The following is an 18,864-nucleotide window of genomic DNA, read 5'->3' as shown; positions in this document are numbered from 1 at the left end:
GTTAGGAGATCACCACCTTGACGACGCCGGTGAGGGCGATCTGGGCGAGGGAAAGGGGGACGAGGAGGGTCCAGGAGAGCTTCTGGAGCTGGTCCTCGCGCAGGCGGGGGTAGGTGACGCGGAGCCAGATGACGACGAAGGCGAGGATCGCGGTCTTCAGCAGGGTCCACAGCCAGCCCAGGCCGTCATGGCCCCACGGGCCGTGCCAGCCGCCCAGGAAGAGGACGGTGGTCAGACCGCACAGGACGACGATGCCGGCGTACTCGGCGAGGAGGAACAGTGCGAAACGCAGACCGGTGTACTCGGTGTACGCGCCGAAGATGATCTCCGAGTCGGCGACGGGCATGTCGAACGGCGGGCGTTGCAGCTCGGCGAGACCGGCGACGAAGAAGACGAGCGCGCCGACGATCTGCCAGGGCACCCACCACCAGTGGAAGGCGTGCAGGATGCCGGGCAGGGAGACCGTGCCCGCCGCCATGGCGACCGAGGCGGCCGCCAGCAGCATCGGGAGTTCGTAGGCGAGCAGCTGGGCGGCCGTGCGCAGGCCGCCGAGCAGGGAGAACTTGTTCGCGCTGGCCCAGCCCGCCATGAGTGAGCCGAGCACGCCGACGCCCATCACGGCGAGCACGAAGAAGACGCCCGCGTCGAGGACCTGGCCGACCGCGCCCTCGCTCGGGCCGATCGGAATGGCGAGCAGGACGAGGAGGTACGGCAGCAGGGCGACGGCGGGGGCGAGCTGGAAGACGCGGCGGTCGGCGCCCGCCGGGACCACGTCCTCCTTTTGCGCGAACTTCACGCCGTCCGCGATGAGCTGGGCCCAGCCGTGGAAGCCGCCCGCGTACATCGGGCCGAGGCGGCCCTGCATGTGGGCCATCACCTTGTGCTCGGTCTGGCCGACGATCAGGGGGAAGGTGAGGAAGACGACGAACACGACGAGGAGTCGCAGGGCGACGTCCAGCACGTCGTTCACTGCGGGCCTCCTGCGGTGTCATCGGGGGTGCCGTCGGGGGATTCGGCGGTGGGCGGTTCGTTCTCGGGAGTGGGCTGTTCGGGTTGCGTCGGCTCGTCGAAGGCCGGGCGGGCGTGGTGCCACGGGGCGTCCGAGCTGCGCGGGGCCGTGCTGCGGCGGGCGGGGCGGGCTGTGCCCTCCGGTTCCGTCGGCTCGGCAGGCTCCGGGGCCTGCTCCTGCGGCCCCTCCTCCTGCTCCGGCGTCCGCGTCGGCTCCTCGGCCTCGGCCCGCTGTGTGGCCGAGCCCTCCGAGACGCTGCGCGAGCGGCGCGGGCGGGCGGGTACCGGGCCGGGCGTCGGTGCCGCGGAGGCCTCGGCGCCGGCCGAACCCTCCGCCGTCTGACTGGCCGTCTGACCGGACTCGCCCTCGGCCGCAGGCTGCGCCGCTGCCTGGCTCACCGAGCCCTGGCTCGCGCTCCGCATCCGACGCGGCCGCGCACCCGCAGCGGGACCGGGACCGGCGGCGGCACCGGTCTCCCCCGGCGCCCCGGTCGTCCCGGCCGACGGCGCGGTCTGGCTCGCCGAGCCCTCCGCCGCCGTGCGGGTACGCCGTACCGGACGCTCGCCCGTCGCACCCGTACCCGCGCGGGCCGGGCGTTCGCGCGCTGGGCGGGACGGGGCGGGTGGGAGCTGGCCCTTCAGGGGGCCCCACTCGTTGGGGTCGGGGACGCCCGGGGGCAGCATCTGTCGGCGCTTGGGGCCGCCGTGCTCGGATTCGCCCGGCTCCTTCGCGCCGGGCCAGGCCTTGGCCACGCGGGCGACGAGGACGAAGTCCTTGCGGAGGGGGTGGCCCTCGAAGTTCTCGGGGAGGAGGAGGTGGTCCAGGCCCGGGTGGCCCGCGAAGCGGACGCCGAACATCTCGTGGGTCTCGCGCTCGTGCCAGCCGGCGCCCGCGTAGACGCCGACGGCGGTGGGCAGTTCCGGCGCCTCGTACGGGACCGTCGTACGGACGAGGAGGCGGCGGACCGGGTGCAGGGCGACGACGTGGGCCGAGACGCGCAAGCCCGTGCCCGGTTCGTCGACCGCGCTCAGCCAGTCGAAGTAGGTGCAGCCCAGGGTCGTACGGGCCGTCTCCAGGGCGGTGAGCCAGGCGGCGGGCGGTACGTCCACGGTCAGGAGGTCGTACGACTCCTCGGCCGTGGCGTCCGTACCGAAGAGGTCCTCGACCGGGGCGGGCAGCCAGCCGACCGTGCTCATCGGGCGTCCCCCTCACCGGCTGGGACAGGCGGCTTCACCAGGTCGCTGGTGAGCGCGGCCACCGACGGCCGGGAGTCGCCGTACCGCTCGCCGAGCGACTCGCGGGCGATCTTCTCCTGGAGCTTGAGGATGCCCTGGAGGAGCGCCTCGGGGCGGGGCGGGCAGCCGGGGACGTAGACGTCCACCGGGATGATCTGGTCGACGCCCTTGGTGACGGAGTAGGAGTCCCAGTACGGGCCGCCGCAGTTGGAGCAGGCGCCGAAGGAGATGACGTACTTCGGCTCGGGCATCTGCTCGTACAGGCGCTTCACGGCCGGGGCCATCTTGTCCGTGACCGTGCCCGACACCACCATCAGGTCGGCCTGGCGGGGACCCGGGGCGAAGGGGATGACACCGAGCCGGATGAAGTCGTGGCGGGCCATCGACGCGGCGATGAACTCGATCGCGCAGCAGGCGAGGCCGAAGTTGAAGACCCAGAGCGAGTAGCGGCGGCCCCAGTTCAGGATCACCTTCATCGGCTCGGGGGCCAGCCGGGCGAGGGCGCCCAGCCGCTTCGGCTCGGGCAGGTAAACGGGGTCCGGGTTCACGTCCATGCCAGGACGCCCTTCTTGTATGCGTACAGCAGGCCGACGGCGAGGAAGCCGAGGAAGAGGAACATCTCCACCAGCGTCGTCGCGCCGTAGCCGGGGGCGGCGAAGACCGTCGCCCAGGGGAACAGGAAGATCGAGTCGACCGCGAAGATCACGTACAGGAAGGCGTAGACGTAGTAGCGGACCTGGGTGTGGGCCCAGCCCTCGCCGACAGGGTCGACGCCGCACTCGTAGGTCAGGAGCTTCTCGGGGGTGGGGACCACGGGCCGCAGCAGGCGGCCCGCGCCGAAAGCGACCGCGACGAACAGCACGCCGACGAGCGCGAGCAGGCCCACGACCGAGTAGGACCGGAAGTAGCCGGCCGCGATGACGTTCGCCGTGGCGACCGCCCCGTCCCCCAACGTCTCCCGCACCGTCCGCGCCTCGCTCCCTGACCTGGTGACCTGAGTGAAGTGTGTGATCCCGCATATTCGAGGATCCGTACGCACCGGAGTCTAGGCCCTGATAAAGGACCAGTAAGCAGCTCGTCACGGGGTGGGACAGGTGGTGGAGGGCCAAGGACGGGAGGGGGGTGGGGTTTTCCCCCGCGAGCGGAGGGCGGTGTACCGCATGGCGCGGACGGTGCCGCGCACGGCAGGCTGACCGGTATGACCGCTCCCAGCTCAGCCGCCCGGCCCGACCGCACGGACCGGGCCGACGGCACCGACCGCCTGCCTCCGCCCCGGCCGGCCTTCGACGCGCACACGTGGAAGGAGATCCTGCATCTCCTGCTGAACCTGCCGGTGACGGTGTTCGGCTTCGTCTACGCGATCACCGCGCTGTCCGTCGGCGGGGCGCTCACGATCACCGTGGTCGGCCTGCCGCTGCTCGCACTCAGCCTGCTGGGCGCCCGGCAGCTGGGCAAGCTGGAGCGCGCCCGGGCCCGCAAACTGCTCGGGGTGCGGGTGGAGGAGCCGACCCCGCTGCCGCTCGCGAAGGGCGGCGGGCTGACGCAGCGGCTGTGGATGGCGCTCAAGGACCCGGTCGGCTGGCGCACGCTGCTGTACGACCTGATCCGGCTGCCCTGGGGCATTCTCACTTTCTGCACCGCGCTGACCTCGCTGTTCGTGCTGTGGCCGGTGCTGCCGTATCTGGCCCGGGGCCTCGCGAACGTGGACCGGTTCATGGTGCGCGGGCTGCTGTCGCCCTCGGACGAGCTGGAGCGCCGTATCGCCGAGCTGGAGTCGGACCGCGGGATCGTGGTCGACACGGCCGCCGCCGATCTGCGCCGGATCGAGCGGGATCTGCACGACGGGGCGCAGGCCCGGCTGGTGAACCTGGCCATGGGGCTCGGTCTGGCCAAGGAGAAGCTGCTGGAGGACCCCGACTCGGCGGCGGACATGGTGGAGGAGGCGCACGGGGAGGTGAAGCTGGCCCTGCAGGAGCTGCGCGACCTCGCCCGCGGCATCCATCCGGCCGTGCTCACCGACCGGGGTCTGGACGCGGCCCTGTCCTCGGTCGCCACGCGGTGCACGGTTCCGGTGAAGGTCACCGTGGACCTGGCGGACCGGCCGGCGCCGGCCATCGAGGGCATCGCCTACTTCACGGTCTCCGAACTCCTCCAGAACATCAGCAAGCACAGCCGGGCCCGCAGCGCCTCGGTCGACGTGTGGCGCGCGGAGGACCGGCTGCTGATCCAGGTCCACGACGACGGGCAGGGCGGCGCCCGGCTGGAGGGCGGCAGCGGGATGCGGGGCCTCGCGGAGCGGCTGGGCGCGGTGGACGGCCTGTTCGTCCTCGACTCCCCGGCCGGCGGCCCCACGGTCGTCACGGCGGAACTCCCTTGGCGGGACCGGACGGAATAGCCCCCTTACGGGCTGCGGGGTGGGGAGAACCCCCGGGTCGAGACGCCGACGGACTCCATGGCCCGGGAACCCGCGGCACACGACCCTGGAGATACGGCACGCCGGGAAGACGACGAGAACGGAACGAGATTCGATGGCCATGGAGTACGGACACGGGTACGGACAGGGGTACGGACGGGAGCAGGGGCGGCCCGCCGGCACCGGCCACCGGCTGCCCGCCGGCCTGCGGGCGCCGTTCGAGGCGCGCACCTGGCGCGAGTTCGGGTACGTCCTGCTGAGCCTGCCGGTCTCGATCGTGCTGTTCACCTGGACCGTGACGACGGTGTCGCTCGGGGCGGGCCTCCTCGTGACCTTCCTCGGTGTCCCGGTGCTCGCGGCGGCGCTCGCCGGCTGCCGGGGATTCGGCGCGCTGGAGCGGGCGCGGGCGCGCGGGCTGCTCGGCCTGGACGTGGCCGCGCCGGAGCCGCTGCGGGTGCGCAAGCCGGGCGCACTGGCCTGGATGGGCGCGGTCCTCAAGAGCGGCGCCTCCTGGCGGAACCTGCTCTACACGCTGGTGCAGCTGCCCTGGGCGGTGTTCTCGTTCTCGGTGGCGGTGAGCCTGTGGACGCTGAGCCTGTCGCTGCTGACGTACCCGCTGTGGTTCTGGGTCTTCCCGATGTACGGCGGCCATGGCGGCATCCAGCTCTACGGCGACGAGCACCACAGCGTCTATCTCGACAACCCCTTCGAGATCACCGTGGCCGCGCTGGTCGGGCTGCTGTTCACGCTGGCCACGCCGTGGATCGTACGGGCCCTGACGACCGTGGACGGGCTGCTCGTCCGTGGGCTGCTGGGGCCGTCACCGCTGTCGGCGCGGGTGGTGGAGCTGGAGTCGGACCGCGGGGTCGTGGTCGACACGGCCGCCGCCGACCTGCGCCGGATCGAGCGGGATCTGCACGACGGGGCACAGGCTCGGCTGGTGAACCTGGCCATGGACCTGGGGCTGGCGAAGGAGAAGCTCCGGGAGGATCCGCGGGCGGCGGCGCAGATGGTGGAGGAGGCGCACGGCGAGGTGAAGACGGCCCTGCGGGAGCTGCGCGACCTCGCCCGCGGCATCCATCCGGCCGTACTGACCGACCGCGGGCTGGACGCGGCCCTGTCCTCGGTCGCCACGCGGTGCACGGTTCCGGTGAAGGTCGAGGTCGATCTGCCAGGCCGCCCGGCGCCCGCCATCGAGGGCATCGCCTACTTCACGGTCTCCGAACTCCTCCAGAACATCAGCAAGCACAGCCAGGCCCGCAGCGCCTCGGTCGACGTGTGGCACGCGGAGGACCGGCTGCTGATCCAGGTGACCGACGACGGTGTGGGCGGCGCGGACGCCTCCCGCGGCTCGGGCCTGGCGGGCCTCGCCGGACGCCTGGACGCGGTGGACGGCGTCCTCGTGGTGGACTCCCCCGTGGGCGGCCCCACCCGGGTGGTCGCGGAACTGCCCTGGCGGGCCTGACCCTCGTACCCCCTACGACCCCCTGCCCCACCAGTGAACTTCCCTGGTGGGGCGGCGGGCCGTGGCGATTGCTGTAATGCTTGACCCCCGTACGGACCGTAGAGACGAACTGCAGGGAAGTCCGGGAGCGGGCATGGGGGGCCGGGAGATCGTGGAGGACAGGGTGCGGGTGGTCATCGCCGAGGATTCAGTGCTGCTCAGAGAGGGCCTGACCCGGCTGCTGACCGACCGCGGGCACGATGTCGTGGCCGGTGTCGGGGATGCGGAGGCGCTGGTGAAGACCATCGCCGACCTGGACGCGCAGGGGACGATGCCCGACGTGGTGGTGGCGGACGTACGGATGCCGCCGACCCACACCGACGAGGGCGTGCGCGCGGCCGTACGCCTGCGCAAGGCGTATCCCCGGCTCGGGGTGCTGGTGCTGTCACAGTATGTGGAGGAGCGCTACGCCACCGAACTGCTGGCCGGTTCCAGCCGGGGCGTGGGCTATCTGCTCAAGGACCGGGTCGCCGAGGTGCGCGAGTTCGTGGACGCGGTGGTGCGGGTCGCCGAGGGCGGTACGGCGCTGGACCCGGAGGTGGTCGCGCAGCTGCTCGGCCGCAGCCGCAAGCAGGACGTATTGACCGGGCTGACCCCGCGCGAGCGCGAGGTGCTCGGGCTGATGGCCGAAGGGCGGACGAACTCGGCGATCGCCCGGCAGTTGGTGGTCAGCGACGGCGCCGTGGAGAAGCACGTCAGCAACATCTTCCTGAAGCTCGGCCTGGCCCCGAGCGACGGCGACCACCGGCGGGTCCTGGCGGTCCTGACGTATCTGAACTCATGACCCCCGTGCCGGAACCCATGACCCGTCGGCATCTCGGCTCATGACCCCGTCCGGATCCGGACTCACGACCCCGTCAGCCGCGCGTCAGACCGTCCGGCTTCCGCGGGAGGCGGGCGGAGAACCGTGGAACGCGCGGGGAGCGCCTTGATCGGCGCCCGAGTGGCCGCGCGCCATCATGGAAGGCGATGAAGAAGGCAGCGCGACACGCCGTCTCGAAATGTCGTCCAATGCGTGGATGACCTCGGGAAGGCGACCCTAACCGACGTAGGGTTGATCTGGGATGGTCCGTGGGACGACCACACCCCGGACAGCCGCCTCGAAGGAGGTCCAGTTCAGTGACCAGCCAGGTCAGCAGCCCAACGGAGCAGGCCGACGGATCCGTCGTCGGAGAGCAGCGCAACCCGGGCGACGCGAAGGACGTGCGGCGCCTGGACCGGGTGATCATCCGGTTCGCGGGGGACTCGGGCGACGGCATGCAGCTCACCGGAGACCGTTTCACCTCGGAGACAGCCTCCTTCGGCAACGACCTCTCCACTCTCCCCAACTTCCCCGCCGAGATCCGAGCCCCCGCCGGCACCCTGCCCGGCGTCTCCAGCTTCCAGCTCCACTTCGCGGACCACGACATCCTCACCCCGGGTGACGCGCCGAACGTGCTCGTCGCGATGAACCCGGCTGCCCTGAAGGCGAACATCGGCGATCTGCCGCGCGGCGCCGAGATCATCGTCAACACCGACGAGTTCACCAAGCGTGCCCTGCAGAAGGTCGGCTACGACGCCTCCCCGCTCGAGGACGGCTCGCTGGACGGCTACAACCTGCATCCGGTGCCGCTGACCACGCTCACGGTGGAGGCGCTGAAGGAGTTCGACCTCTCCCGCAAGGAGGCCGAACGCAGCAAGAACATGTTCGCGCTGGGCCTGCTGAGCTGGATGTACCACCGGCCGACCGAGGGCACCGAGAAGTTCCTGAGGTCGAAGTTCGCGAAGAAGCCGGAGATCATGGCGGCGAACATCGCCGCGTTCCGGGCCGGCTGGAACTTCGGCGAGACGACGGAGGACTTCGCGGTCTCCTACGAGGTCGCCCCGGCCGCCAAGGCCTTCCCCGTGGGCACCTACCGGAACATCTCCGGCAACCTCGCCCTCGCCTACGGCCTGATCGCGGCCTCCCGGCAGGCGGATCTGCCGCTGTTCCTGGGCTCGTACCCGATCACCCCGGCCTCGGACATCCTGCACGAGCTGAGCAAGCACAAGAACTTCGGCGTGCGCACGTTCCAGGCGGAGGACGAGATCGCGGGCATCGGCGCGGCGCTGGGCGCGGCGTTCGGCGGCTCGCTGGCGGTGACGACGACGTCCGGCCCGGGTGTGGCCCTGAAGAGCGAGACGATCGCTCTCGCGGTCTCGCTGGAGCTGCCGCTGCTGGTGGTGGACATCCAGCGCGGCGGCCCGTCCACGGGTCTGCCGACCAAGACCGAGCAGGCGGACCTGCTGCAGGCGATGTTCGGCCGCAACGGCGAGGCGCCGGTCCCGATCGTCGCCCCCCGCACCCCGGCCGACTGCTTCGACGCGGCCCTGGAGGCGGCCCGGATCGCGCTGACGTACCGCACGCCGGTGATGCTGCTGTCCGACGGCTACCTGGCCAACGGCTCGGAGCCCTGGCGGATCCCGGAGCTGGAGGAACTGCCGGACCTGACCGTCCAGTTCGCCTCCGCCCCGAACCACACCCTTGCCGACGGCACCGAGGTCTTCTGGCCGTACAAGCGGGACCCGCAGACCCTCGCCCGGCCGTGGGCCGTCCCGGGCACGCCGGGTCTGGAGCACCGCATCGGCGGCATCGAGAAGCAGGACGGCACCGGCAACATCTCCTACGACCCGGCCAACCACGACTTCATGGTCCGCACCCGGCAGGCCAAGGTCGACGGCATCGAGGTCCCGGACATCGAGGTCGACGACCCGGACGGCGCGAGGACGCTGGTGCTGGGCTGGGGCTCGACGTACGGACCGATCACGGCGGCGGTACGGCGGCTGCGCCGGGCCGGCGAGTCGATCGCCCAGGCCCACCTGCGCCACGTCAACCCCTTCCCGCGCAACCTCGGGACCGTGCTGAAGGGGTACGACAAGGTCGTGATCCCCGAGATGAACCTCGGGCAGCTCGCCACCCTGATCCGGGCAAAGTACCTGGTCGACGCCCACTCCTACAACCAGGTCAACGGCATGCCGTTCAAGGCGGAACAGCTCGCCGCGGCGCTGAAGGAGGCCATCCATGACTGACGCCGGCAACGCGCTGCTGCAGCTGGTCCCCAAGGCCGAGGCCAAGCAGTCGATGAAGGACTTCAAGTCGGACCAGGAGGTGCGCTGGTGCCCGGGCTGCGGTGACTACGCGATCCTGGCCGCCGTGCAGGGCTTCATGCCGGAGCTGGGGCTGGCCAAGGAGAACATCGTCTTCGTCTCCGGCATCGGCTGCTCCTCCCGCTTCCCGTACTACATGAACACCTACGGGATGCACTCCATCCACGGCCGCGCCCCGGCGATCGCGACCGGCCTGGCCACCAGCAGGCGGGACCTGTCGGTGTGGGTGGTCACCGGCGACGGCGACGCGCTGTCCATCGGCGGCAACCATCTGATCCACGCCCTGCGGCGCAACGTCAACCTGAAGATCCTGCTGTTCAACAACCGGATCTACGGCCTGACGAAGGGCCAGTACTCGCCCACCTCCGAGGTCGGCAAGATCACCAAGTCGACGCCGATGGGCTCGCTGGACGCGCCGTTCAACCCGGTGTCGCTGGCGATCGGCGCGGAGGCGTCCTTCGTGGCGCGCACGATCGATTCCGACCGCAAGCACCTGACCGAGGTGCTGCGCGCGGCAGCGGACCACCCCGGCACGGCCCTGATCGAGATCTACCAGAACTGCAACATCTTCAACGACGGCGCCTTCGACGCCCTGAAGGACAGACAGCAGTCCGAGGAGGCGCTGATCCGTCTCGAGCACGGGCAGCCGATCCGCTTCGGCGCCGACGGCGCGCGCGGTGTCGTACGCGACCGGGCCACCGGCGACCTGGAGGTGGTCACGGTGACGGCGGAGAACGAGTCGGACGTCCTGGTCCACGACGCGCGCGCCGCGTCCCCGACCACCGCCTTCGCGCTCTCCCGGCTGGCCGACCCCGACACCCTGCACCACACCCCGATCGGTGTCTTCCGCAACGTCGAACGGCCGGTCTACGACACCGCGATGGCCGACCAGCTGGACACCGCGATCGAGCAGAAGGGCAAGGGTGACCTGGCCACGCTGCTGGCGGGCGGGGACACCTGGACGGTCGTCGGCTAGACCGTCGCCCGCTTGACTACGAGGCCCGGGACTTGATGCCCCGGGCCTCTTCGTGTGCGAGGCGTGCGCTGAGCACGTCGGGCATGCGCTGCTCGGTCCACTGCGCCAGCGCCCGCACCTGCTCCGCCGCCTCGCGGCCCAGTTCGGTCAGGGAGTAGTCGACGCGCGGCGGGATGACGGGCTTGGCGTCCCGGTGGACCAGGCCGTCGCGCTCCAGGGTCTGGAGGGTCTGGGTGAGCATCTTCTCGCTGACGCGGCCGATCGCCCGGCGCAGTTCGCTGAAGCGATACGGGCGGTCGAGGAGCTGGATCAGCACCAGCACGCCCCAACGGCTGGTGACATGCTCCAGAAGCAGGCGCTGGGGGCACATGGCCTCGCCGTCACCCTTCCACTCACTTACCGGCATGCCCGTACCTTACTTCAAAGTGGGTACTTTCCGATAGTTAGCGCACCTCCTAGGGTTAGCGGTAGAACGCACCCGAGAAGGAGATGGCACATCATGAGCATCGTCGTCACCGGAGCCACCGGACACCTCGGCACCCACGTGATCGAGGGCCTGCTCGAGAAGGTCCCGGCCGAACAGATCACCGCGGTCGTCCGCGACGAGGCGAAGGCCGCATCGCTGGCGGCACGCGGGGTGAAGCTGGCGGTCGCCGACTACGACACCCCGGAGTCCTTCGACGGCGTGTTCTCCGCCGGTGACAAGGTGCTGCTGATCTCCGGCAGCGAGGTCGGCAAGAACCGCGTGGCCCAGCACAAGGTCGTCATCGAGGCGGCCAAGGCGGCCGGAGTGGCGCTCCTCGCCTACACCAGCGCGCCGGGCAGCCTGACGGCCGCGCTCGCCGACGACCACCGCGGCACCGAGCAGGCGCTCCTCGCCTCCGGCCTGCCGTACGTGCTGCTGCGCAACGGCTGGTACAGCGAGGTCTTCACCGAGAACCTGGGCCCGGTCCTGGCGCACGACGCCGTCACCCACGCCGCCGGCGAGGGCCGGGTCTCCACCGCCGCCCGCGCCGACTACGCGGCCGCCGCCGTCGCCGTCCTGACCGGCGAGGGTCACGAGAACACGACGTACGAGCTCGGCGGCGACGTCGCCTGGAGCTACGCGGAGTACGCGGCGGAGCTGAGCCGGCAGACCGGCCGGACGATCGCCGCCAACCCGGTCACCGTCGACGCCTACGCGGCCATCCTCACCGGCGCCGGGCTCCCCGAGCCGTTCGCACAGATCCTGGCCGGCGTCGACGCCTCCATCGAGAAGGGCGAGCTGGTCGTGACCAGCGGTGACCTCACCCGCCTGATCGGCCGCCCGACCACGCCGATCGCCGAGTCGGTCGCCACGGCGCTCAAGGGCTGAGCCTCGCCTTCCGCGCCAACCCGGCTGTCATGACCGTATGACGATACGGGCATGACAGCCGGGGGTGCTCGGCGCTACCTTCTTTCTCGCGTGCGAGAGCTCGGAACGCACCACGAGGAGGAGGGGCCGTGAGCGGGACGTCCAAGGATTCCAAGGGTGAGGACCGGATAGGCCTGCTGAACGGCTTCGCCGCCTACGGCATGTGGGGGCTGGTCCCCCTGTTCTGGCCACTGCTGAAGCCCGCCGGGGCGGTGGAGATCCTCGCCCACCGCATGGTCTGGTCCCTGCTCGTCGTCGCCGCCGCGCTGCTCTTCATACGGCGCTGGGCCTGGGCGGGCGAGCTGCTGCGCCAGCCGCGCCGGCTCGCGCTCATCGCCGTGGCCGCCGCCGTCATCACCGTGAACTGGGGCGTCTACATCTGGGCCGTGAACTCCGGCCATGTGGTCGAGTCCTCACTCGGGTACTTCATCAACCCGCTGGTGACCATCGCCATGGGCGTGCTGCTGCTGAAGGAGCGGCTGCGGCCCGTGCAGTGGGCGGCGGTCGCGACCGGCTTCGCCGCCGTCGTCGTGCTGACCGTCGGCTACGGCCGCCCGCCGTGGATCTCGCTCACCCTCGCCCTCTCCTTCGCCACCTACGGCCTGGTCAAGAAGAAGGTCGGCCTCGGAGGCGTCGAGTCGCTGGCCGCCGAGACCGCGGTCCAGTTCCTGCCCGCGCTCGGCTATCTGCTGTGGCTCGTCGCCCACGGCGAGGCCAGCTTCGTCAACGACGGGGCCGGCCACGCCGCCCTGCTCGCCTCCACCGGCCTGGTCACCGCGGCCCCGCTGGTCTGCTTCGGCGCGGCCGCGATCCGCGTGCCGCTGTCCACGCTGGGCCTGCTGCAGTACCTCGCGCCCGTCTTCCAGTTCCTGCTCGGCATCCTGTACTTCCACGAGGCCATGCCGCCCGAGCGCTGGGCCGGGTTCGCGCTGGTCTGGCTGGCGCTGGTCCTGCTCACGGGCGACGCGCTGCGCACGGCGCGACGGACGCGGGAAGCGCTGGCTGTACGGCGCGTGGAGCGGGCCGAGCCCGCCGAGCCGGCCGGGTCGACCGAGTCGGCGGCGGTGGACGTCTGACGGGATGTCGGCCTGAGGTTCTGTCGGCCTGAAGGGTCAATGTGAGTGCCGCGCGCTATAAGTGGCGACCATGTCGACACAGACGCCCGCACCTCTGCACTGGAAGCTCGTCATCGACGCGGCCGACCCGCACGCCCAGGCCGACTTCTGGGCTGCCGCGCTGCACTACACCGCCGAGGACAACAGCGCCCTCGTCGAACGGCTGCTGTCCGCCGGCGCGCTGCCCGGCGAGGCCACGGTCGAGTACCACGGCCGCCCCGCCTTCCGTGACCTGATCGCCGTACGACACCCCGACGACCCGTACGACCCGGAGACCGGCACCGGTCTGGGCCGGCGCCTGCTCTTCCAGCGTGTCCCGGAGCCGAAGACCGTCAAGAACCGGCTCCACCTGGACCTGCACGCCGGCCCGGAGCGGCGCACGGCGGAGGCGGCACGCCTGGAGGCGCTGGGCGCGCGGGTGGTGCGCGAGGTGAAGGAGCCGGCTGGGGAGTGGCTGATTCTGACAGACCCGGAGGGGAACGAGTTCTGCCTGCAGTGAGGCTGGTGGTGCCGGTCCCGGTCAGGACTGTGCGGCCCGGGCCGCCCGGTCGGTCAGGCGGACCATCCGGGCGCGGGCGGACTCCAGGGGCCGCAGATCGTCGGAGGCCGGACCCGGCTCGGCGCTGAGGTCCGTCCACAGCTCGATCAGGTCGTGGCCCAGCCGCAGGCCCTCCTCGGGGTCGCGCACCGCACGCCAGGCGGTCGCCGCGCTCTGCACGTTGCCGTAGGCGGCCTCCGTGTCCCGGGCCTGCCGGCGCAGCCGGGCGAGGTCCAGTGACTGCCGGAAGGCACGGACCGGGTCGCCGCCCAAGTAGGCGATGTAGGCCGACAGTTCGCGCAGGTGCAGCACCTCGGCATGGCCGGGGCCCAGCACGGCGGCCGCCTCGGTGACCGTACGGTCGGCGAGTTCGGCCGCCGCCTCGATACGGCCCGCCCGCACAGCCTCGTTGATCCGCGTCATCGGCTCGGTCAGCAACTCGGCCCCCTCCGCCGTCTCCGTCACGGGCCCGTCCCCGAGCACCTCCTCGGCAACGGCATCGAAGCCGCGGGCGGGGGTGTGGGCGGTGCTGGTGGGTTCCTCGGCGTCGGGGAAGCCGGTCACGGGGAAGCCGGTCTTCGGGAGATCGGTCTTCGGGAGATCGGTCTTCGGGAGGTCGGCCTCCGGCACACCAGCCTCCGGCACGCCGGCCTCGCGGGCACCGACCTCCGGAGCAGCGGACTTCGGGACACCTGCCGTCGGGACGCCGGTCCCCGGAACGTCGGTGACGGCCGCCGGAGTCGGGGCAGGGGGCGCCGCCATGACCGGCGGGGGGCCGAACTGCCCGGTCGGCGTCTGCACCGTCCCGGCGGGTACGCGCACCGGCCCCGGCTCCTGCGCCGACGCCCTGTCCGACACGTCCGCCACGCCTTCCCGCGCAGCCACGCCCGCAGCGCCCGGCTTCTCCGGCGGAGCCACGCGGACCGGCTCTCCCGCGACCCGGCTGGAGCCGTCCGCCGAGACCTCCAGGGGGACCACGAGGCCCGTCCGGTCGTCGTGGATCGTGGCGTGTATGGGGGCGCCGAGGCTGATGGCAAGGCGCTGGAGGTGGTTCAGGACCGCCTGCTGGATCTCCTCGCCCGGCGCGGCGACCACCGACGTCCCGCCCACCGAAGCGCCTCCCGCGCCGAACACCCGGACCGGTACCACCGCCGGATGCGCCGCGGGCTGCTGCGCCCGCTTCTTCTCGAAGCTCAGTCGAGCCATCGGTTTTCCCTCACTCCCCCGGCGTCGCGATCCGGTCGTACGCGTCCTGCCCACCAGTGTGTCGGCTCCCCACGGCTTCCGCGTCACCGCGGCGTCACAGCCTCGCACCAGCCGCACTCGGGTGGCCCTGGAGAAAATTACTTGCGTGTGCATAAAATGCACACGCCTTAATTCCTGGTACGACAGCACTCCCCTGGGGGACCCATGAACCGCCGTTTCCTCTTCGTGCTCGGCAGCGCCCGCACCGAGGGCAACACCGAACTGCTGGCCCGTGAGGCGGCCGAGCAGCTGCCCGGTGACATCGAGCAGCGCTGGATCCGACTCGCCGAGCACCCGCTGCCCGATTTCGTGGACCTGCGGCACGGCGCCGACCACACAGTGCCGCCGGAGGGCAGCACCACCCGTCTGCTGCTGGACGCCACCCTCGCGGCCACGGACATCGTCATCGCCTCGCCGCTGTACTGGTACTCGGTGTCCGGCCTCACCAAGCGCTACCTCGACCACTGGTCGGGCTGGCTGCGCATCCCCGGCCTGGACTTCAAGGCGACCATGGCCGACCGCACGCTCTGGGGCGTCGCCGCGCTGGCCGACCGCGAGCCGTCGGTCGCCGATCCGTACGTCGGCACGCTCAACAACTCGGCCGCCTATCTGGGCATGCGCTTCGGCGGGGTGCTGCTGGGCAACGGCAGCGGGCCCGGTGACGTACTGCGGGACATCGACGCGCTCACCCGCGCGAAGACGTTCTTCGCACAGGACACGCCCCTCGCGCGCTTCCCGTACCAGGTCGCCTGAGACCGTCTCCAAGGCTCTCGCAGCGGGTCAGGCGCTGATGTCCCTCGTCGTGAACCTCGCCCAGGCCGCCGAGCCGAACACGGCCGCGTACAGCGCCTGGAGGCCGAGGTTCTTCACGAGGTCGTCCCAGTAGACGGGGTCGCGCATCAGGTCGGCGAAGGACAGCCAGTAGTGCGAGAACAAGTACGGCTGCAGCGCGTGCAACTGGGGTATCTGGTCGAGGATCTGGACGGTGATGACCAGGCCGACCGTGGTCGCCATCGCCGATATACCGCTGTTGGTCAGGGTCGACACGAACAGGCCGAGGGCCGCCACGCCGACCAGTGAGGCGGCGACGACCAGGGCGATCAGCAGGGCCCGGCCGAGGCCTTCGGTGAAGCTGATCTGCGTGCCGGAGATGGTCGTGAGATCGCCCAGCGGGAACAGCACCGCGCCGACGATCAGTGCCGAGACGGCGACGACCAGGGTGGCCAGCAGACAGAAGGCCATCACGGTCGTGTACTTGGTGAGCAGCAGTCTGGTCCGGCCGGCCGGGGCGACCAGCAGATAACGGAGGGTGCCTGCACCCGCCTCGCCCGCGATCGCGTCGCCCGCGACGACACCTACGGCCATCGGCAGGAAGAACGGCAGCGTCGCGGCCAGCGCGGTGAAGACCAGGAACAGGCCGTTGTTGGTGATCTGCGAGATGAACGCCGGGCCCTGGCCGCCGTGGTCAGCGGATCCGCCGCCGCGCGTCTGGATCTTCACCGCGATCCCGACCAGTACCGGCACCGCGGCCAGCACCCCGAGCAGGGCAAGGGTGCGCCAGCGGCGGACGGTCGTGACCAGTTCGCTGCGCAGCAGCCCGAACGTCCACAGCGGACTCGGCCGCCGTACGACAGGCTCGTACGCCGTCTCAGCCCGCGACATCGAAGCCCTCCCCCGTCAGTGCCACGAACGCGTCCTCCAGCGAGGCCCGTTCGAGCGTGAAGCCGCGGACCCGCACGCCCGCCGTGACCAGGGCGGCGTTCACCTCGGCGAGGTCCCGCGCGGGCGGGTCGCCGGTGACCCGGTCGCCGTCGGCGGTGACGTCCGCGACGCCCTGCTCCTTCAGCACCCGGGCCGCCTCGGCCGCGTCCGGGGTGATCACCAGCAGCCGGCCGCGTGCCCCGGCCGCCAGGTCGGCCACCGCGCCCTGGGTGACGAGCCGGCCCCGCGCCATGACCGCCGCGTGCGTGCACACCTGCTCGATCTCGTCGAGGAGGTGGGAGGAGAGGAAGACCGTCGTGCCGTCGGCGGCCAGCTCCCTGATCAGGGTGCGGATCTCCCGCATGCCCTGTGGGTCGAGGCCGTTGGTGGGCTCGTCCAGGACGAGCAGCCGGCGCGGCTGGAGCAGCGCGGCCGCGAGACCGAGGCGCTGCTTCATGCCGAGCGAGTACGCCTTCGCCTTCTTGCCGGCGGCGGCCGCGAGGCCCACCCGGTCCAGGGCGGCTCCGACGCGGACGCGCCGGGTGCGCGGGTCGGCGGTCGGGTCGGCGGCGTCGTAGCGCAGCAGGTTGTCCCGGCCGGAGAGGAAGCCGTACAGGGCGGGGCCCTCGATGAGCGCGCCGACCTGGGGCAGAACGGCACGGGCCGCCCGGGGCATCGGGCGGCCCAGCACGCTCGCCGTGCCGGCGGTCGGCTCGATCAGGCCCATCAGCATGCGGATGGTGGTGGTCTTGCCCGAGCCGTTCGGACCGAGGAAGCCGAAGACGCTGCCCGCCGGTACGGCCAGGTCGAGGCTGTCGACGGCGAGCTGTCCGCCGCGGTAGCGCTTGGTCAGGCCGCGGGTGGCGATGACGCTCGCCTCCGCCTGGCCCGGGGCACGCTCGTGCGCGTGCCCCGCCTCCCGCTCCGGCTCCGGCTCCGGCTCCGCGGCGGACGGTCCGTCCATCGGCTCCCCCTCGATTCGTGCTCCCGTGAAGAGTCAACGCACGGTAAACGGTCCGTAGTGCCCGAACGGGGTCACTTTCCCTCGTTCGCCGCCTTCACCAGGGCGCCCTTGGTGACCGCGCCGGCGTAGACCTTGCCGTCGTCGGTCATCAGGACGTTGACCAGGCGGGTGGAGAAGACCGTGCCCTTGCCGAACTTTCCGGAGACCTTGTCACCCAGCGAGCCGAGGAAGCCGCCGAGGTCACCGGCCTTGGAACCGCCGGTCGGCAGGCCGCCCTTGGCGCCGGTCTCGAAGGTGGCGATGGACGTCCAGCCCTTGCCGAGGACGGTGCCCTTGCCGTGGTCCTCGCCGAAGCCCATGCCAGGCGCGTGCTCCCGGTCCTTGGCGTCCTTCTTCTGCTCCGTCACCTTCGCGCCCTTGGGCGGGGTGAAGTCGAAGGTGGCGGCGGACGGCTTGGCGAAGGAGACCTCGGTGAAGCCCGCGTCGACGACGGCCGCGCCGCCGCTCTTCGGGGTCAGCGTGAACTTCAGCGGCATGCCCGTCTTCGAGTCGACCGCGATGCTGATCGCGCCGACCGTGGTGCCGGACTGGCGGGGCTTGATCAGCAGCTTGTAGGCGGCGCGGCCGGCGACCTGCTCGGTGCCGTCGACGGTGACGGACGTGGTGTCGTCCACCGCCTTCAGCGCCTGGTCGGCGAAGTCCTTGGGCGTGGCCGGGGGCTCGGCCTTGCGGTCCTTGCCGGAGTCGGCGGAGGTGCCGTGGACGACCTCGTTGGTCTTGCTGTCGTAGCCCCACACGTTCGTGCCGTCGTGGAAGACGCTGTACTCGGAGCCGCTCTCCAGCAGCGACACCTTCTGCTTGTCCGGGCCGTCGGCTGCCACGCGCAGCGTGTGCGTGCCGGAGACCAGTTCGGTGAGCTTGGCCTGGGGGTCGGCGGAGGAGCCGTCGCCGGAGCCCTTGGTGGCCCCGGAGGCCAGGCTGTTCTCCAGGCCGCCGAGGTTCGGCAGGCCGAGGTCGGTGCTGATCTTCACCGTGCCGGACAGCTGCTGCACGTCCGACTTGGCGATCTTGTCGATGAGCTGCTTGGCCGTGATCTTGGGCAGGTCGGGGTCGCCGGAGGCGGCGAGCGCCGGGACCAGCCCGATCGTGGCCGCCGCCACGCCCACCACCGCGACCGGGACCGCGTACCGCGCGGCCTTGCGGCGTCCGGTGTGCGGGTTCTCGTCCCGTGCGCCGTCCACTGCGTCGTCGGATTCGTACGGTGCCATGTGTGCCTTACCTCCGTCGTCGGCGGCGGCTGTCCTCACGCTGGTCCACCCTGAGCCGCCATTCTCACCCGAATCGGTGAGGAGTGGTGATGTCCGTGTTCTCCATCTCACCAAACCGGCCATGAAGAAGCGTCAGACCACGGAGCCAACTCCGTGTACGACTGCGGTATGACACCCGGGGGCGACGACTCCCGTGACCCCTAGGGGGCCCGGACCGGATCGCACGGATGCCGTAGGACGCCGTACGGCCGTTTGCCGGGCACAGGCGGCCGTATGCGGCGGGCAGGCGGGCATCCGGACGTGGCGGGTGGCCGGCCGTCAGCGGCGGATCGACCGACGCCGACGGCAGGTCGTGGACACGTCAGCCGACGTTTCCA

Annotated in this window: 18 protein-coding genes; 9 read left to right on the top strand and 9 right to left on the bottom strand. The window is 71.4% G+C overall.

The annotated features are described in order from the left end of the window. Position 1: 1 nt before the first annotated feature. The 4 genes from ACH47Z_RS25390 to ACH47Z_RS25375 are packed head-to-tail and all read right to left on the bottom strand — an operon-like array spanning position 2 to position 3,208. Positions 2 to 970 (bottom strand): NADH-quinone oxidoreductase subunit H, encoded by a 969-nt coding sequence (locus ACH47Z_RS25390; RefSeq protein ID WP_399077393.1) that lies wholly within the window; start codon positions 968 to 970, stop codon positions 2 to 4. Beyond that, entirely contained in the window at positions 967 to 2,205 is a 1,239-nt protein-coding gene (locus tag ACH47Z_RS25385; RefSeq protein ID WP_399077391.1) for an NADH-quinone oxidoreductase subunit C, read from the bottom strand. Before ACH47Z_RS25385 ends, ACH47Z_RS25390 begins: the two co-directional genes overlap by 4 nt. After that, entirely contained in the window at positions 2,202 to 2,798 is a 597-nt protein-coding gene (locus ACH47Z_RS25380) for an NADH-quinone oxidoreductase subunit B (protein WP_399077389.1), read from the bottom strand. The genes ACH47Z_RS25385 and ACH47Z_RS25380 overlap by 4 nt, the downstream gene beginning before the upstream one ends. Continuing rightward, the gene (locus tag ACH47Z_RS25375; RefSeq protein WP_399077387.1) at positions 2,789 to 3,208 is read right to left on the bottom strand and encodes an NADH-quinone oxidoreductase subunit A; all 420 of its coding nucleotides are present in this window, start codon (positions 3,206 to 3,208) and stop codon (positions 2,789 to 2,791) included. Before ACH47Z_RS25375 ends, ACH47Z_RS25380 begins: the two co-directional genes overlap by 10 nt. A gap of 234 nt (positions 3,209 to 3,442) precedes the next feature. Here ACH47Z_RS25375 and ACH47Z_RS25370 point away from each other — a divergent pair, with 234 nt between their 5' ends. The 5 genes from ACH47Z_RS25370 (at position 3,443) to ACH47Z_RS25350 (ending at position 10,263) form a co-directional block, all read left to right on the top strand. Beyond that, positions 3,443 to 4,639, top strand: coding sequence for a sensor histidine kinase (locus ACH47Z_RS25370; protein ID WP_399077385.1), 1,197 nt, complete (start codon positions 3,443 to 3,445; stop codon positions 4,637 to 4,639). A 133-nt stretch (positions 4,640 to 4,772) separates the two neighbouring features. Next, a complete protein-coding gene (locus ACH47Z_RS25365; protein WP_399077383.1) occupies positions 4,773 to 6,122 on the top strand; it encodes a sensor histidine kinase in 1,350 nt (449 codons plus the stop codon). Positions 6,123 to 6,255: 133 nt separating this feature from the next. Next, positions 6,256 to 6,945, top strand: a complete 690-nt coding sequence (locus tag ACH47Z_RS25360) for a LuxR C-terminal-related transcriptional regulator (RefSeq protein ID WP_399077381.1) — start codon at positions 6,256 to 6,258, stop codon at positions 6,943 to 6,945. Positions 6,946 to 7,280: 335 nt separating this feature from the next. Continuing rightward, a complete protein-coding gene (locus ACH47Z_RS25355) occupies positions 7,281 to 9,209 on the top strand; it encodes a 2-oxoacid:acceptor oxidoreductase subunit alpha (RefSeq protein ID WP_399077379.1) in 1,929 nt (642 codons plus the stop codon). Then, the gene (locus ACH47Z_RS25350; RefSeq protein WP_399077377.1) at positions 9,202 to 10,263 is read left to right on the top strand and encodes a 2-oxoacid:ferredoxin oxidoreductase subunit beta; all 1,062 of its coding nucleotides are present in this window, start codon (positions 9,202 to 9,204) and stop codon (positions 10,261 to 10,263) included. Before ACH47Z_RS25355 ends, ACH47Z_RS25350 begins: the two co-directional genes overlap by 8 nt. A 16-nt stretch (positions 10,264 to 10,279) precedes the next feature. Here the strand turns inward: ACH47Z_RS25350 and ACH47Z_RS25345 are convergent, their stop codons facing one another. Then, positions 10,280 to 10,669, bottom strand: coding sequence for a winged helix-turn-helix transcriptional regulator (locus ACH47Z_RS25345; protein WP_399077375.1), 390 nt, complete (start codon positions 10,667 to 10,669; stop codon positions 10,280 to 10,282). 93 nt (positions 10,670 to 10,762) lie between these two features. Here ACH47Z_RS25345 and ACH47Z_RS25340 point away from each other — a divergent pair, with 93 nt between their 5' ends. The 3 genes from ACH47Z_RS25340 (at position 10,763) to ACH47Z_RS25330 (ending at position 13,270) form a co-directional block, all read left to right on the top strand. Beyond that, the gene (locus ACH47Z_RS25340; RefSeq protein ID WP_399077374.1) at positions 10,763 to 11,617 is read left to right on the top strand and encodes an SDR family oxidoreductase; all 855 of its coding nucleotides are present in this window, start codon (positions 10,763 to 10,765) and stop codon (positions 11,615 to 11,617) included. 128 nt (positions 11,618 to 11,745) lie between these two features. Beyond that, entirely contained in the window at positions 11,746 to 12,732 is a 987-nt protein-coding gene (gene rarD / locus ACH47Z_RS25335; protein WP_399077373.1) for an EamA family transporter RarD, read from the top strand. A 70-nt stretch (positions 12,733 to 12,802) separates the two neighbouring features. Beyond that, the gene (locus ACH47Z_RS25330) at positions 12,803 to 13,270 is read left to right on the top strand and encodes a VOC family protein (RefSeq protein ID WP_399077371.1); all 468 of its coding nucleotides are present in this window, start codon (positions 12,803 to 12,805) and stop codon (positions 13,268 to 13,270) included. A 21-nt stretch (positions 13,271 to 13,291) separates the two neighbouring features. Here the strand turns inward: ACH47Z_RS25330 and ACH47Z_RS25325 are convergent, their stop codons facing one another. Then, positions 13,292 to 14,515: a hypothetical protein gene (locus ACH47Z_RS25325; RefSeq protein ID WP_399077369.1), complete on the bottom strand. Its 1,224-nt coding sequence runs from the start codon at positions 14,513 to 14,515 to the stop codon at positions 13,292 to 13,294. A gap of 204 nt (positions 14,516 to 14,719) precedes the next feature. Here ACH47Z_RS25325 and ACH47Z_RS25320 point away from each other — a divergent pair, with 204 nt between their 5' ends. Next, positions 14,720 to 15,307 (top strand): flavodoxin family protein, encoded by a 588-nt coding sequence (locus ACH47Z_RS25320; RefSeq protein ID WP_399077367.1) that lies wholly within the window; start codon positions 14,720 to 14,722, stop codon positions 15,305 to 15,307. Between the two features lie 27 nt (positions 15,308 to 15,334). Here the strand turns inward: ACH47Z_RS25320 and ACH47Z_RS25315 are convergent, their stop codons facing one another. The 3 genes from ACH47Z_RS25315 to ACH47Z_RS25305 form a co-directional block, all read right to left on the bottom strand. Next, positions 15,335 to 16,216 carry an ABC transporter permease gene (locus ACH47Z_RS25315; RefSeq protein ID WP_399077365.1) on the bottom strand — a complete coding sequence of 294 codons (882 nt, stop codon included), beginning with the start codon at positions 16,214 to 16,216 and terminating at the stop codon, positions 15,335 to 15,337. Beyond that, on the bottom strand, positions 16,203 to 17,219 hold the full coding sequence (locus tag ACH47Z_RS25310; RefSeq protein ID WP_399077363.1) for an ABC transporter ATP-binding protein: 1,017 nt from the start codon (positions 17,217 to 17,219) through the stop codon (positions 16,203 to 16,205). The genes ACH47Z_RS25315 and ACH47Z_RS25310 overlap by 14 nt, the downstream gene beginning before the upstream one ends. Before the next feature lie 71 nt (positions 17,220 to 17,290). After that, complete coding sequence (locus tag ACH47Z_RS25305) at positions 17,291 to 18,487, bottom strand: outer membrane lipoprotein carrier protein LolA (protein WP_399077361.1); 1,197 nt, start codon at positions 18,485 to 18,487, stop codon at positions 17,291 to 17,293. Between the last annotated feature and the right edge of the window lie 377 nt (positions 18,488 to 18,864).

It is taken from the genome of Streptomyces sp. NPDC020192 (genome assembly GCF_044388685.1).
GTDB lineage: Bacteria > Actinomycetota > Actinomycetes > Streptomycetales > Streptomycetaceae > Streptomyces.
The sequence above is the reverse complement of the archived record's forward strand: the minus strand, read 5'-3'. Positions and strand labels throughout refer to the sequence as shown.